We start from the raw sequence: 15077 nt of genomic DNA, 5'->3' as shown, positions 1-15077 counted from the left end.
TGAAGTCTTGAAAGGTTTAGGCGGCCAGGCGTTTCAGGGCGGTGGGCTTGCCGGCGTTCGCGGCGCCGCCCTTGCCGCCGGGCATGGCGACGCGGCGCGGTGGCGGCATCTTGCCGAAATTGAACAGGCTCACGGCTTGCGACAGGCTGGCAGCTTCTTCCGCCAGGCGGGTGGCCGCCGCGGCGGCTTCTTCTACCAGGGCCGCGTTCTGCTGCGTCACCTGGTCCATGTGGGCGATGGCCTGGTTGACCTGGTCGACGCCGATGCTCTGTTCGCGCGAGGCGATCGAGATTTCCTGCATGATGGCCGTCACCTGCTTGACGGAGCTGACCACCTGCTCCATGGTGGCGCCGGCGCGGTTCACCTGCAGCATGCCGGCGCCCACCTTGCCGACGGAAATTTCAATCAGTTGCTTGATGTCCTTGGCCGCCACGGACGAGCGCTGCGCCAGGTTGCGCACTTCGCCCGCCACGACGGCAAAGCCCCTGCCCTGCTCGCCGGCGCGCGCCGCTTCCACGGCCGCGTTCAGGGCCAGGATGTTGGTCTGGAAGGCGATGCCTTCGATCAGGCCGATGATGTCGACGATTTTCTTCGACGAGGTGTTGATGTCGTCCATGGTGGTGATCACTTCGGAGACGATCTCGCCGCCCTGCACGGCCACTTTCGAGGCGGCCACGGCCAGCTCGTTCGCCTGCACGGAATTGTCCGCGTTCTGTTTCACGGTCGACGAGAATTCCTCGATGCTCGAAGCCGTCTCTTCCAGGCTGGCCGCCTGCGATTCCGTGCGGCCCGAGAGGTCCATATTGCCGACGGCGATCTGCTTGGTGGCCACGGCCATGGTTTCCACGTTGATGCGCACGTCGCGGATGGTGGCGATCAGGTTGCTGTTCATCTGTTGCAGCGCGCGCAGCAATTGCCCCATTTCATCCGTGCTGTCCGTTTCGAAACTGCCCGACAGGTCGCCGGCGGCAATGGCCCGCGCGCCGTTCAGGGCCTTGCCCAGCGGCTTGAGCACGGACATGCGCAAGGTGTACCAGAGGAAAACGTTGATCAGGAAGCCGAACAGGGTGGCGCCGAAGATGGCGTAATTGGTGATCTTGCCGCCGCTGGCGAACAGGCTGATGACGCACACCAGCAGCTGCAAGCAGTTGACGATGGAGGTGGCGGCCCAGATGCGCAGGTTGAGCGACATGTGCGTCAGGTTGTGCAGCAGGTGCGCCAGGCCCGGGCGCACGATCTGGCCGTGCTTGATGACGATGTTGCCGCCTTCCTTGTTGCGGATGGCCGCGTAGGCTTCCTCGGCCGCTTTTACCTGGTCCTTGTCCGCTTTCACGCGCACGGACATGTAGCCGATGGTCTTGCCCGCTTCGCGGATCGGCGTGACGTTGGCGCGCACCCAGTAGAAATCGCCGTTCTTGCAGCGGTTCTTGACCAGGCCCGTCCACGGTGTGCCGGCCTGGACCGAGGCCCACAGGTCGGCGAACGCTTCGGCCGGCATGTCCGGGTGGCGCACGATGTTCTGGGGCGAACCGAGCAGCTCGGCCTCGCTGAAGCCGCTGACCTGGCTGAAGTACGGATTCACATACACGATATTGCCGTTCATATCCGTTTTCGACACGATGGCCTGGTCGTCCAGGACGAGGACTTCACGGTTAGTCACTGGCAAATTTTGTCGCATGGTCGCGGCTTCCTGATCAGTTGAATAGCTAATTGGTGAGTAAGACTTGCACGATTGCAAGAATGGAGATCAGTGTAAGGAGTCGCCTGCGCAAATTTATTGATGTAGATCAAAATCCTCCAGATTGGTCGTGCTTGTACGCATTTAGCGATAGCAATGCGGCATTGTTGTAACGCTACTGGTTGCCAGCGGCGGCTAATCCACGCCCGCCGTCAGCGGCCGCAAACTGCCCACGGCGTAGCCTTGCGCGTAGTCGATGCCCAGCTCGCGGATGACGGCCAGGGTGGCATCGTCTTCCACGTATTCGGCCACCGTTTTCAAGCCCATCACGTGGCCCACTTCATTGATGGCCTTGACCATGGCGCGGTTGATGGCGTTGCTGGCGATGTCGCGCACGAAGACGCCGTCGATCTTCAGATAGTCGACGGGTAGCGCCTTCAGGTAGCCGAACGAGGAAAAGCCGCTGCCGAAGTCGTCGAGCGAGAAGCGACAACCCATGGCCTTGAGCTGGCGCATGAATACTTGCGCCTTGGGCAGGTTGGCGATGACGGCCGTTTCCGTGATTTCAAAGCAGATTTGCTCGGGCGCAACGGCAAATTGCACGAACTGTTCGGTGATGTAGTCGTGCAAGCCCGCGTCGGCCAGCGACATGCCCGACAGGTTGACGGAATACAGGGCTGGGGCGCGGCGCCGGCTTTCCGCCATCGCTTCCATCGGCGGCAGGCTGTCGCGCACGCTCTCGATATGCGCGCAGACGGCGCGGATGACCCAGCGGTCGATGGACAGCATCATGTCGTAGCGTTCGGCGGCCGGGATGAAGGCGCCCGGCAAGATCAGGTCGCCCTTGCTGTTGCGGATGCGGATCAGCACTTCGTCGTGGTGTTCCGGGCCGTCGTGCAGGTGCACGATGGGCATGGCGTACAAGCGGAAATAATCGTGGGCGAACGCTTCGTTCAGACGCGAAATCCACAGCATTTCGCCATGCCGCTGCGCCAGCATGACGTCGGACTCCTGGTAGACATGGATGCGGTTGCGGCCCTGCTCCTTGGCCAGGTAGCAGGCCTGGTCGGCCGCGCTCAGCAGCTCGCTCATGGACTTGCTGTCCTGGCTGATTTCCACCATGCCGATGCTCACGCCCAGCTCGAAGTTGCGGCTATCCCAGGCGAAGCGGAAATCGCGGATGGACTGGCGCAGCTGTTCGCCGATCACGCGCGCGTGATCGAGCGGGCAATGCGGCAGCAGCACGCCCAGTTCGTCGCCACCGAGGCGCGCCAGGATGTCGCTGTCGCGCATTTGCGCCTGCAGCATTTTCGCCAGCAGTTGCAGCAGCACGTCGCCTGCGCCGTGGCCGCAGGTGTCGTTGATGACCTTGAACTGGTCCAGGTCCAGGTACAGCAGCGCATGCACGTGGCCCTCTTCCTTGGCCGTGTGCAGGGCGCCGGCCACCAGGTGTTCGAATTCGCGCCGGTTGATCAGGCCCGTCAGGGTGTCGTGCGTGGCGTGCCACGACAGTTGCTGGCTCAGCTTGCGCTCGTGGCTGACGTCGCGGAACACGACGACGGCGCCGAGGATGTTTCCGTCGTGCGACCAGATGGGCGCGGCCGACTCCTCGACGGCAATGCGCCGCCCGTCGCGCGTGACCAGCTGCGCATGCGTGGAAATGCCGATGGCCTGGCGCTGGCGCAGACACTTGATGGCCACGTGTTCGAGCGGCTCGCCCGTGTGTTCATCGATGAGGTTCAGGGTTTGCCAGATGTCGAGACCCTGGGCCAGTTCGTTGCTCCAGCCCGTCAATTGCTCGGCCACCCGGTTCAGGTAGCGTGTCTTGCCTTGCGGATCGGTGGTGATCACGCCGTCGCCGATGGAGCTGAGCGTCACTTCCGCCAGCTCCTTGCTTTCGGCGATCATCAGATCGCGCAAGGTGTGCTCGGTGATATCCCAGATGATGCCCAGGGTGCGGTCGGGGAGACCGTCGGCATTCGTGAACACTTGCGCCTTGGCCGCCAGCCAGCGTTCGCTGCCGTCGGGCCAGACGACGCGGTACTGCAATTCATAGCCGTCGTGCTGGCGCACGGCTTCCTGCATCACCTCGAGTACCTTGCTCTGGTCATCGACGTGGACGAAGCCGAGAAAGGCACGGAACGGCTGCGTCAGCGGCCGCTCTTCCAGGCCCAGCAGGGCCGCGCCGTTGGCCGACCAGCTGACCGTGCCGTCGATGATCTGGCCATCGACGATGCGCGAATCCCAGATCGCCATGTGCGCCGCATCCAGTGCCATCTGCAAACGTTTTTGCTGGTCGCTCATCGCCGCCCCCTCATGTGGATATACAGCTAGACGCGCTGGCGCGATTTAGGTTCCCGGTACTTCGGCAGGCGTCGCGGCCGAGGCGCGCGCCACGTCGCGCACATTCTTTTGCACGGCCACGGCGGCAAACAGGCTGAGCAGGAATGCCATGGCGTAGAAACCCTTTTCGCTGTTCTGCAGGGTGGCGTTCCACAGGCCGACCGTCAGCAGCAGCAAGGCCAGCAGCACGGAAATCCAGCACAGGCCAAAATAAATGCCCGTCACGGCGATGCCTTCGGCGCGGTCGCGCACGGATTTTTGCAGCGAGATGGCGGCGAACAGGCCGTACATGAGGATGGTGAAGTAATAGCCCTTCTCGTTGAGCGCCATGCTGGCGTTCCACAGGCCGGACAGGTAGGTGATGGCGCCGATCAGCAGGGCCGCCCAGGAGGCGCCGATGAAGGCGCTGCTGGGACGTTGGATGGGGGAAGTCTGCATAGGGTCTCCATGGACGGGCTGGCGCCGCGGCATGGCCGGGGCGGCAGGCACGGATGCGCCTGCCGCCCCATCAGACCAGAAAGTTTATTTGGCTGGCTTGACCATGCGCAACAAAGCCGACACGGCCGTGACACCGGCCAGCACCAGGCCCCCGGCGATGACGCCGGCCACCGCGTTGATCAGGCTGGGCGTGACGGCTGCCAGCACGGGGCCGATGCCGGCCACGCTGCCGACGGCTTCTTCCGCGTGGTGCAGCATGCCGCTGGCCCACGGCCAGCCGTGCGTCAGAATGCCGCCGCCCACCATGAACATGGCCAGGGTACCCACGACGGACAGAAATTTCATCAGTTTCGGCGCCGCCGAGACGAGCATGCGGCCAAAGCCGCGCACGCCGTCCATCAGCGCGCCCGCGCCCTTGCGCGCCGCCAGGTAAAAGCCCGCGTCGTCGAGCTTGACGATGCCCGCCACCAGGCCGTACACGCCCACCGTCATGATGATGGCGATGCCGACGACGACGGCCACCTGCTCGGCGAAGGTGGCCGCAGCCACCGTGCCCAGCGCGATGACGATGATTTCCGCCGACAAAATGAAATCGGTGCGGATGGCGCCCTTGATCTTGTCCTTTTCCAGGGCGACGAGGTCGACCTGCGGGTCGCGCAGCGCCTGGGCCAGCTCGGCCTTGTGGCTGTCGTCCGGGTGCAGGTATTTGTGCGCGATCTTCTCGAAGCCTTCGAAGCACAGGTAGGCGCCGCCCACCATCAGGAGCGGCGTGATGGCCCACGGCGCAAACGCGCTGATGGCCAGCGCTGCGGGCACGAGGATGGCCTTGTTCTTCAGCGAACCGACGGCGACGGCCCAGACGACCGGCAGTTCGCGCTCGGCGCGCACGCCGGCCACTTGCTGCGCGTTCAGGGCCAGGTCGTCACCGAGCACGCCGGCCGTCTTCTTGGCGGCCACCTTGGTCATCAGGGAAACGTCGTCGAGAATGCTGGCGATGTCGTCGAGCAGGGCCAGCAGGCTGGAGCCGGCCATCTCAGCGCGCTCCCATGGCGGTGGCAGGGAATCGTGGAGCGAGGAAAGTGTTGTTTTTCATGATGTTATTCTTGGTTGTACGGCAAGGAGTGAGGTCGGTAAGACACGACCGCGATCTTACCCCAGGGATGGCCGGCAGGGCCGCACTGACCGGGGTAAAATTGCTCTTCATTACCATTTTTTGGGAAACCGCATGCCATTCGCCACCTGGATCACCTTTGTCATCGCCGCCTCCATCATCGCCGTCTCGCCCGGCTCGGGCGCCGTGCTGTCGATGTCGCACGGCCTGTCGTACGGGGTGAAAAAGGCCAGCGCCACGATTCTCGGCCTGCAACTGGGCTTGCTGGTGGTGCTGGGCATCGCGGGCGCCGGGGTGGGTTCCCTGCTGCTGGCCTCCGAAGTGGCGTTCAATATCGTCAAGACGGTGGGCGCCCTGTACCTGATCTACCTGGGCCTGTCGCAGTGGCGCGCCAAGGTAGCGGTGGCCGGCGACCTGCACGCCGACGCCGTCGTGCCGTCCTGGCGCCGGCGCGTGCTGACGGGCTTTTTGACGAACGTGACGAATCCGAAAGGCATCATCTTCATGGTGGCGGTGTTGCCGCAATTCATCAGCCCGACTGCGCCCCTGCTGCCGCAACTGCTGATCCTGGCCGTCACCATGTGCACGATCGACCAGATCGTCATGCACAGCTATGCCTTCCTCGCCTCGTCGATGCAGCGCTTTTTCCGCGACGCCAAGGCCGTGAAAAAGCAGAACCGCTTCTTTGGCGGCTTGCTGATGGCTGTCGGCGCGGCCCTGTTCTTCGTCAAGCGCGGCGGCCAGGCGGCATCCTGACCGAAGTCAAGATGCAAACATTTGTAAGCCCGCTTGCGATGCCCGCCTGAAGCGGATGTAATCGATACATGTCGTCATTGTAAGTCCTGCCTGGAGCGCTGCCATGCGTCCGACCCTGTCTTTCCCCTTTCTGAACGCCGTGTGCGCCGTGCTGTTGTCGTCGGCGTGCTCGCTGGCGCTGGCCGAGGATCCGCCCGCCCGCGTGGGCCGTATTTCCACCGTCGAAGGACAGGTGCTGGTGCGCGCCGGCGACGGCGACGCGCAAAACGCCCTGCTGAACTGGCCCGTCACGACGGATAACCGCTTGAGCACCATGCGCGGCGCGCTGGCGGAGTTTCGCGTGGGTGCGGCGGCCGTGCGTCTCGATGGCGATTCCGAGCTGGAAGTGAGCGAGCTCGATGACGACAGTTTCAAATTGCACCTCAGCTATGGCACGGTCAGCGTGCGCGTGCGCAATCCCGACGCGCTGCGCGGCTTCGAGCTGACCACCGCCCAGGCCCGCGTGATCCTGACGCAGCCGGGCTGGGTGCGCATCGAGGCGGGGCACCAGCCCGGCACCAGCGTCGTCAGCGTGCTCGACGGCGCGGCCGACGTGGATGGCGCGACGGGCAGCGTCACCTTGCGCGCTGGCAAGCGTGCCGAGCTGACGGACGAGGAATTGCGCACGGGCGCCTTGCAGCGGATCGCCTTCGACAACTGGCCCGAAGCCTTGCCCGCCGCCGCGCCGGCCTTGCGCTATGTCACGGACGATACCACCGGCTATGAAGAGCTGGACCGCTATGGCGCCTGGCAGGACCACGCGGAATACGGCCCCTTGTGGCTGCCCAGCGCCGTGCCGGCCGGCTGGGCGCCGTACAGCGACGGGCGCTGGACGTGGATCGCGCCGTGGGGCTGGACCTGGGTCGACAATGCGCCGTGGGGTTATGCCCCCTCGCACTACGGCCGCTGGGTGCTGCTGGGCCACCGCTGGGGCTGGGCGCCGGGACGCGAACGTGGCCGCGTGCCCTGGGCGCCGGCCCTGGTGGGCTGGGTCGGCGGCAACCACTGGCAGCAGCATGGCCAGCACCCGGGTGTCGGCTGGTTCCCCCTGTCGCCGCACGAGCGCTACGTGCCCGGCTACCGCGCCAGCGCCGAGTATGAACGCCGCATCAACCGCGTGGCCGAAGGGCGCCGCCCCGTGGCGGGCGAGCGCGAACGGCGCGAAGGCATGACGATGCTGCCCGGCGAGCGTTTTGGCGGCGCGCGCACGGTCGACGTGCCGCGCCGTAACCGCACCACCATGCCGCCACCCATCATGCAAAGTTTGCCCTTGAGCACGGCCCCTGCGCCGGCCGGCAACTGGCAGCGTCCCGCCGAGCCGAGGGAGCCCCGGCGCGACTGGGTCAACCGTCCCGGCCGCTTGCAGACGGACGATGGCCAGACGCACATGGCGCCCCGTCCCATGCAGCCGAACCGGCCGCCCGTGCCGGCCCAGCCGCAACAGCCGCCGGTGCCGGCACAGCCCCGGATGCCGGCCATGCCGGCCTTGCCGCCCGTGCAAGATCATGTGGGTCACCCCGGGTGGCATGGCGAGGAGCGACCCCGCGCCGACTGGCACCGCGCCGAGCGTGGCCCCCGCCGCGAAGCGTTGCAGACGGCGCCGCCGCCATCCTTGCCTGCTTCGCCGCCCGTGGCCGTGCCGCGCCCCGCGCCGCCGCCTCCACCGGCCCCTGCGGCCCCTGCCGCACGGCCGCCCCAGGAAGCGCGCAGTGCCGAGCGCCCCAATCCGCCCCGGGAGCGCAACCATGAGCGCGGCAATCCCGGCCGCAACGGCCGGATGCAGGAAGTGGAGCGCTGACGGGCGTGCCGTCTGTCGCGCCGTATCGGCGTTCACGCCGCAAAATGCGCAGTTCGTCACATACCGGAGGTAAGGCGGCCGTCGTTTGGCTACAGTACGACTACTGCTTTTCCTCCAAGTCACAGCAGCGACTTTTCCGGCTATTTTGTCTCAACGAAATAGTTTTCCGCCAGCTTACCCAGCTGGCTTTTTTTTGCCTTGCCGTCTGCGCCATGGCGGCGGGCGCGCCCGCCCTCAAAGTTGGCTACAATACGCTTTTATGCAGCCGCCGCGCGATAAGCGTTGCCTGTTCTGACCTGCACTGATTGGATTTCCCATGCAAACGACGCCTCCCACCGAACACATTATTCCTCCCAGCGAATCGCTGATCGAATATCCGAGCGACTTTCCCATCAAGATCATGGGCCCGACGCATGTCGACTTCGCCCCGACCATGCTGGAACTGGTCATCAGCCACGATCCGACCTTCCACGCGGGCCGCATGGAAGAGCGTCCATCGGGCAAGGGCAACTACACGGGCCTGACCGTCACCGTGCGCGCCATCAGCCGCGAGCAGCTCGACGCCCTGTACACGGCGCTGTCGGGCCACCCGATGGTGAAGATCGTCATGTAAGCAAGGTGGGCGCTTCGCGTGCCTGGAAGGCGGCAATTTCTTCGCCCAGCCAGGTACGGAAGGCCCGCACTGGCTCGCGCTGCGCCGCGGCGGGCGGGCTGACCAGGTAATACGCGTCGGCGCAGGGCACGGCCATATCGAACAGGCGCACCAGCCGCCCCGCCGCCACCTCCTGCAGCGCCACCACATGGCGCACCAGCGCCACGCCGTCGCCATCGATGGCCGAGCGTATCAGCATCGACAAATCCTCGTACAGTACGCCGCCCACGGGCTCGGCCAGCGGCAAGCCGGCCGCCGCCAGCCATGGCCGCCACGGTTCGAGCGAGCGCAGCAAGGTCGCCTGCGCCAGTTCGCCCGGCGTGGCCGGCAAGTTGCCGCCCCGGTAATGGGGACTGCAGACGGGGTAATACACGTCGCCCATCAGCGGCTGCACCAGCAGGCCCGGATAATGGCCGCGGCCAAAGCGGATGCCCACGTCGATGCCTTCGCTTTCCAGGTCCTGCAAGGCGCCGCTCGTTTGCAGCACCACTTCGATGCCGGGATGGCGTTCGATGAAATGCCCGAGGCGCGGCGCCAGCCAGCGCGCCGCAAACGAGGGAATCGCCGTGATCGTCAGCCGCGTATTGGCGGGCGCCGGCCGCAGCGCTTGCGCCGCCGTGGCGATCTCCGTGAAAGCCTTGCCCAGCACCAGCGCAAATTGCCGCCCCTGCGGCGTGACCGTCACATGGCGGCCGTTGCGCTGGAACAGCAGCACGCCCAGCTCTTCTTCCAGCTTGCGCACCTGGTGGCTGATGGCGCCGTGCGTCAGGTGCAGATCCTCGGCCGCGCGCGAAAAATTGCCATGGCGGGCGGCCGCCTCGAAGGCGCGCAATGCTGAAAAATTGGGCAGTCGGGACATGGCGTTTGATGTGAATAGAAGTAACCAGAACGCTGAATATAACTCGTTTTGATGGCAGTGCACGGCGCTTTATGATGAATCCTGTTCACTTATCCACAGGAAGCCCGCCATGTCCCTCGTTTTGTATGTCGACCGCAACCGCATCAGCCCGTATGCCCTGTCCGCCTTTGTCGCCCTGAGCGAAAAGCGGCTTCCCTTCACCGTGCAGGACGTCGACCTGGACGCGGGCGCGGCGCGCCGGCCGCCGTTCAGCAACGTCAGCCTGACGCAGCGCGTGCCCGCCATCGAGCATGACGGCTTTGTCCTGACGGAATCGAACGCCATCGCCGACTACCTCGACGACGTCTTTGCCGTGCCTGACCATCCTTCCGTGCTGCCACGCGACGTGCGGCAGCGGGCGCGGGCGAGGCAAGTGCAGGCGTGGCTGCGCAGCGACCTGCTGGCGCTGCGCAACGAGCGCGATTCCACCGTCGTGTTCCATCCGCCCCGCGCGGACCATGCGCCGCTGTCGCCGGCGGCGCAGGCCGCGGCCGCCAAGCTGTTGCATATCGCGGGCGAGCTGGTGCACGGTGACTACCTGGCTGGCGCCTGGAGCATCGCCGACACGGACCTGGCCCTGATGCTGTTGCGTTTGATCAAGAGCGGCGAGCCCGTGCCGCCTGTCCTGCGCGACTATGCGCTGGCCCAGTGGCAGCGCCCTGCCGTGCGGCAGTGGCTGGCGCAGGTGCCGTCGCCGCAACCGGCTTAGTCAGCCCCCACACGAGGGCAAAGGCCGCGCTGGCCGCCGCCGTCACCCACAGCAGCGGCTTTTCGCTGCCGTCCGTGATGGCGGCGATGACGGCGCCGCACACGGCCGTGATGAGCATCTGCACGAAGAAGAACAGGCCCGAGGCGCTGCCCGCCTGGGCGCCATACGGCTGCAGCACGGCCAGCTGGCAGGCGGGAATGGCCGTGCCCACCGACACCATCACCAGCAACATGGGCGCCACCAGCGAGGCCACGTGCCGCGGCGCCAACGTCCCCGCCAGCAACAGGCTGGCCGCGCCCGCCACATTGACCAGCACCGCCACGCCCAGCATGTAATCGGCGCCCAGGCGCGGTCCCAGGGCGCGAAACAGGCTCGATCCCGCGATATAGCCGCTGACCGTCAGCGCGAATACCAGCGCATATGCGTGCGGCGACAGATGCATACCCCTTTGCAACAGCACGGACGATTCCGCAATGAAGGGGAAATATGTGCAATACACGCAGCCGATGGCCAGCGCATAGCGCAGGAAATACCTGTCGCCCAGCAGGCGGCGGTACAGCGCGAGGGTATTGCCCTGTGGCACGACGCTGGCCGGCCTGGTTTCCGGCACATACGCGGCGATCAGCCCCAGCGACAGCGCGCCCAGTGCGCACAGCACGCCAAACACGGCGCGCCAGCCGAATGCCGCATCGAGCACGCTGCCCGCCAGCGGTGCCACGATCGGCGACAAGCCCATCGCCATCGAGATTTTCCCCAGCATGCGCGCCTGCGTGGCGGGATCGAAGCGGTCGCGTACCATGACCCGGCCGATGATGGTGCCGCTGCAGCCGCCGAACGCCTGCAGCACGCGCGCACCGATGAGCACGTACACGTCGCTGGTCACGGTGCAGACGATGCTGGCGAGCACAAAAATGCCCGTGCCGGCCAGCAGCACGGGGCGGCGTCCGTAGCGGTCGGCCAGCGGCCCGCAAGCGAGCATCGAGGCGGCCGAGCCGGCCATGAACAGGCTCAGGGTCAGTTGCAACTGGGCATCGCTGGCATGCAGGGCGTCGGCCATGGCCGGCAGCGAAGGCAAATAGATGTCGATGCTGATGCGCGACAGGCAGACCAGCAGCAGCACGATGCCGCCCCAGGCCCACAGGGGAGGTGTTGTTCGTTGATTCATGTTTTTTGGTATGCAAGAGATGACAGACGCACCGGAACGGTGAGAATAGGATGGTTGTGGTGTAATGCGAAGTGCCAGTCATCAGAAAACTCATTGGACCACTTGGACGATTATCATGCCGCGAGGAAAATCACCGCACACCCTGGACTTGCCTCGCCCGACCAGCTGGCTCGACAAGGCGGGCGTCAACAAGCAGGATGGCGCGTATGAAGCGCTGCGCTCGGCCATCCTGACGAAGATGCTGCCGGCGGGCAGCCGCTTGCCGTCCAGCCGCACCCTGGCCGAACGGTGGGAATTGTCGCGCGGCACCATCGAAACCGTGTTCGACCGTCTGCATGCGGAAGCGTACGTGACGCGCGTACCCGGTTCCGGCACGCGCGTGTGCGCCGTCGTGCCGGAACGTTTTTTGATGGCAGGCTTTGCCGATGCCGCCCCGGCCGTACCGGCCGCCGTGCCCCTGCCCGCTTCGGACACGGGCGTGCGCGACGGCTTGCCGTTTGTTGCGCGGCGCGCCGACGCCAGCCTGTTTCCCATGGCCGCCTGGTCCAAGTGCGCCACGCGGGCGCTGGCCGCCGCCACGCCGGAGCAGCTGTGCAGCGCCGATCCGGCCGGCCTGCTCCAGCTGCGCCAGCAGATCGCCGATTTCCTCGCCAAGTACCGCGGCATCCGCTGTGACCCGCAAGACATCATCGTCACGACCGGCATCCGTCACGCGATCGACTTGCTGGCGCGCGGCATCGTGCGCGATGGCGAAAAAGTCTGCCTGGAAGAACCTGGCTACCCGGCCGCGCGCGCCCTGTTCGCTCTGGCCGGCGCCGTGCCGGTGGACATTGCCGTCGACGCCGAGGGCATCGATTGCGCCGCGCTGGCCGGACACGCGGATGCCTGCCTCGCGTATGTGACGCCGGCGCACCAGTCGCCGCTGGGCGTGACCATGTCCGTCACGCGCCGCCTGGCGTTATTGGAATGGGCGAACGACCACGGCGCCTGGGTGGTGGAAGACGATTACGACAGCGAATTCAATTACCACAGCGCCCCGCTGGCGGCCCTGAAGGCGCTGGACCAGTACCAGCGCGTGATTTACTGTGGCAGTTTCAACAAGACTCTGTTTGCGGGCCTGCGCGTGGGCTTCATGGTGCTGCCGCCTGCCTTGCGCCCGCAGTTGCTGGGCATCGTGCAATTGACGGGCCGCTCCGTAGGCGTGACGGAACAGCTGGCGCTGGCCGCCTGGATGGAGGAAGGCGCCTTCGTGCGCCATTTGCGCCAGGCGCGCCTGGCCTACAAGGAGCGGCGCGACCTGTTGCTGGCCTGCCTCGAGCAGACCGCCCCCGGGCGCTACACGGTCACGGGACAGCAGGCGGGTTTCCATTGCGTGCTGTGGCTGCCGCCGGACAGCGACGAGCGGGCGTTTTGCGCGCGCGCGGCGCAGGACGGGCTGGCGCTGCAGCCGCTCGGCGACTTTTGCCACAGCGCCAGGCTGGCGCCGGCCGTGCTGCTCGGCTACACGGCCTTGAGCCTGGCCCAGGTACGCCATGCTGCACAAAAATTGGGCAGGTTGCTGCTGTTGCCAGAGTCCGCCCCGGAATGAAACGGCCGCCTGGCTTATAATCACGGCTTCGCCGCAGCGTCCGCAGGGCGCCGGCAGCTGATTACCGAATCCGTCATGACCACCACCCGCACCGAAAAGGCGCTGATCCGCGAGCTGGGCCGCGTCGATTACGAGCCCACCTTTGCCGCCATGCGCGCCTTTACCGATGCGCGCACGACGGACACGCGCGACGAACTGTGGATCGTCGAGCATCCGCCCGTATTTACGTTGGGCCTGGCGGCCGACCGCGGCCATCTGCTGGCCGGCGCCGAAAACGTGCCCGTGGTGCAGACGGACCGGGGCGGCGAAGTGACGTTCCACGGCCCCGGCCAGGTGGTGATTTACCTGCTGATGGACTTGCGCCGCAACAAGCCGGGCGGCAAGCTGTACGCGCGCCAGTTCGTGCATAAAATCGAGCAAGCCATCATCAACGTGCTGGCGGCGTATAATCTCGCTGGCGAGCGCATCGATGGCGCGCCTGGCATCTATATCGCCGGCGGGCCAAGCAAGGGTGCGAAGATCGCCGCGCTGGGCTTGAAAGTGCGCGGCAACGGCTGCACCTACCATGGCGTATCGCTCAACGTGGCGATGGACCTGGCGCCGTTTTCCTGGATTAACCCTTGCGGCTATTCCGGCCTGAAGACGGTGGACATGCGCAGCATGGGCGTGTTGGCGCCGCTGGCCGACGTGCAGCGGGCCCTGGCCCATGAATTGACCGTATTACTCGATGTAAGCGAAGTAAACAGCGCCGCAGGCGCGCCTCAGGCAGCGGATGCCTGAGCAAACAAACCAACATGCCCGTCAAGGGCTCGCAGCCATGACTTCTGAGACCATTTCCAGCACCGCACCCGCCGCTCCCGCCTACAACCCGAGCGAAAAGCAAAAAGGCGCCAGCAAGACGTCGCGCATCCCGATCAAGATCGTCCCGATCGAGCAGATCGAGCGCCTGAAAAAGCCGGACTGGATCCGCGTCAAGGCCGCGTCGGCATCGACCCGTTTCTATGAAATCAAGGACATCCTGCGCGAAAACAAACTCGTCACGGTGTGCGAGGAAGCCAGCTGCCCGAACATCGGCGAATGCTTCGGCAAGGGCACGGCCACCTTCATGATCATGGGCGACAAGTGCACGCGCCGCTGCCCGTTCTGCGACGTCGGCCACGGCCGCCCGGACCCGCTGGACAAGGACGAACCGTCGAATCTGTCGAAAACCATCGCCAAGCTGCGCCTGAACTACGTCGTCATCACCTCCGTCGACCGCGATGACTTGCGCGACGGCGGCGCCGGCCATTTCGTCGAGTGCATCCAGCAAACGCGCGCCCTGTCGCCGAACACCCGCATCGAAGTGCTGGTGCCCGACTTCCGTGGCCGCCTGGAAAAAGCGTTGCTGTTGTTCAAGGATGGCTTGCCTGACGTCATGAACCACAACCTGGAAACGGCGCCGCGCCTGTACAAGGAAGCGCGTCCCGGTTCCGATTACATGCACTCGCTGAAGCTGCTGAAAGACTTCAAGGCCATGTACCCGGACGTGAAAACCAAGTCCGGCATCATGGTGGGCCTGGGCGAGACGGACGAGGAAATCCTGCAAGTCATGCGCGACATGCGCGAGCACGACATCGACATGCTGACCATCGGCCAGTACCTGGCGCCATCGAACAGCCACCTGCCCGTGCGCCGCTACGTGCACCCGGACGTCTTTAAAATGTTCGAAGAGGAAGCGTACAAGATGGGCTTCACCCACGCCGCCGTGGGCGCCATGGTGCGCAGCTCCTACCACGCGGATGAACAGGCGCACAGCGCCGGCGTGGAATCGGCGCTGAATTTCTAAGCCACTTGTGCCGCATCAAGCCGCCCGCTGCAAAGCCGGGCGGCTTTTTTTTGCCTGTTCGTATCGTGCCCACCTCA

General features: G+C 65.5%; 13 protein-coding genes. 7 read left to right on the top strand and 6 right to left on the bottom strand.

Annotation, left to right across the window (positions count from 1 at the left end; genetic code table 11):
• Positions 1 to 16: 16 nt before the first annotated feature.
• The 4 genes from CLU90_RS18395 to CLU90_RS18380 form a co-directional block, all read right to left on the bottom strand.
• Positions 17 to 1678, bottom strand: a complete 1662-nt coding sequence (locus CLU90_RS18395) for a methyl-accepting chemotaxis protein (RefSeq protein WP_092719179.1) — start codon at positions 1676 to 1678, stop codon at positions 17 to 19.
• 195 nt (positions 1679 to 1873) lie between these two features.
• Positions 1874 to 3982 (bottom strand): EAL domain-containing protein, encoded by a 2109-nt coding sequence (locus tag CLU90_RS18390; RefSeq protein ID WP_100428606.1) that lies wholly within the window; start codon positions 3980 to 3982, stop codon positions 1874 to 1876.
• 45 nt (positions 3983 to 4027) lie between these two features.
• On the bottom strand, positions 4028 to 4459 hold the full coding sequence (gene yiaA / locus CLU90_RS18385) for an inner membrane protein YiaA (protein ID WP_092719172.1): 432 nt from the start codon (positions 4457 to 4459) through the stop codon (positions 4028 to 4030).
• Between the two features lie 84 nt (positions 4460 to 4543).
• Positions 4544 to 5491, bottom strand: a complete 948-nt coding sequence (locus CLU90_RS18380) for a DUF808 domain-containing protein (RefSeq protein WP_100428605.1) — start codon at positions 5489 to 5491, stop codon at positions 4544 to 4546.
• A gap of 193 nt (positions 5492 to 5684) precedes the next feature.
• On the opposite strand from CLU90_RS18380, the gene CLU90_RS18375 reads away from it, so the two are divergent.
• From CLU90_RS18375 to CLU90_RS18365, 3 genes are all read left to right on the top strand, one after another.
• Complete coding sequence (locus CLU90_RS18375; RefSeq protein ID WP_100428604.1) at positions 5685 to 6326, top strand: LysE family transporter; 642 nt, start codon at positions 5685 to 5687, stop codon at positions 6324 to 6326.
• Positions 6327 to 6429: 103 nt separating this feature from the next.
• Entirely contained in the window at positions 6430 to 8163 is a 1734-nt protein-coding gene (locus CLU90_RS18370) for a DUF6600 domain-containing protein (protein WP_100428603.1), read from the top strand.
• Between the two features lie 316 nt (positions 8164 to 8479).
• A complete protein-coding gene (locus CLU90_RS18365) occupies positions 8480 to 8776 on the top strand; it encodes a DUF493 family protein (RefSeq protein WP_086140485.1) in 297 nt (98 codons plus the stop codon).
• Here CLU90_RS18365 and gcvA read toward each other — a convergent pair.
• Positions 8769 to 9674, bottom strand: a complete 906-nt coding sequence (gene gcvA, locus CLU90_RS18360; protein ID WP_100428602.1) for a transcriptional regulator GcvA — start codon at positions 9672 to 9674, stop codon at positions 8769 to 8771. The genes CLU90_RS18365 and gcvA overlap by 8 nt on opposite strands.
• Before the next feature lie 109 nt (positions 9675 to 9783).
• Here gcvA and yfcF point away from each other — a divergent pair, with 109 nt between their 5' ends.
• Positions 9784 to 10422, top strand: a complete 639-nt coding sequence (yfcF, locus tag CLU90_RS18355; protein ID WP_100428601.1) for a glutathione transferase — start codon at positions 9784 to 9786, stop codon at positions 10420 to 10422.
• Here yfcF and CLU90_RS18350 read toward each other — a convergent pair.
• Positions 10310 to 11587 carry a multidrug effflux MFS transporter gene (locus CLU90_RS18350; protein WP_100428600.1) on the bottom strand — a complete coding sequence of 426 codons (1278 nt, stop codon included), beginning with the start codon at positions 11585 to 11587 and terminating at the stop codon, positions 10310 to 10312. The two genes, yfcF and CLU90_RS18350, sit on opposite strands and share 113 nt — an antisense overlap.
• A 115-nt stretch (positions 11588 to 11702) precedes the next feature.
• Here CLU90_RS18350 and pdxR point away from each other — a divergent pair, with 115 nt between their 5' ends.
• From pdxR to lipA, 3 genes are all read left to right on the top strand, one after another.
• Positions 11703 to 13175 (top strand): MocR-like pyridoxine biosynthesis transcription factor PdxR, encoded by a 1473-nt coding sequence (pdxR, locus tag CLU90_RS18345; protein ID WP_100428599.1) that lies wholly within the window; start codon positions 11703 to 11705, stop codon positions 13173 to 13175.
• A gap of 75 nt (positions 13176 to 13250) precedes the next feature.
• Entirely contained in the window at positions 13251 to 13955 is a 705-nt protein-coding gene (lipB, locus tag CLU90_RS18340) for a lipoyl(octanoyl) transferase LipB (RefSeq protein ID WP_092719149.1), read from the top strand.
• Positions 13956 to 13992: 37 nt separating this feature from the next.
• A complete protein-coding gene (lipA, locus tag CLU90_RS18335) occupies positions 13993 to 15000 on the top strand; it encodes a lipoyl synthase (protein WP_092719146.1) in 1008 nt (335 codons plus the stop codon).
• Positions 15001 to 15077: the final 77 nt, after the last annotated feature.

The sequence above is a fragment of the Janthinobacterium sp. 67 genome (genome assembly GCF_002797895.1).
In the GTDB taxonomy this organism is placed as follows: Bacteria; Pseudomonadota; Gammaproteobacteria; order Burkholderiales; family Burkholderiaceae_D; genus Janthinobacterium.
This window is presented reverse-complemented; position numbering and strand designations above follow the sequence as displayed.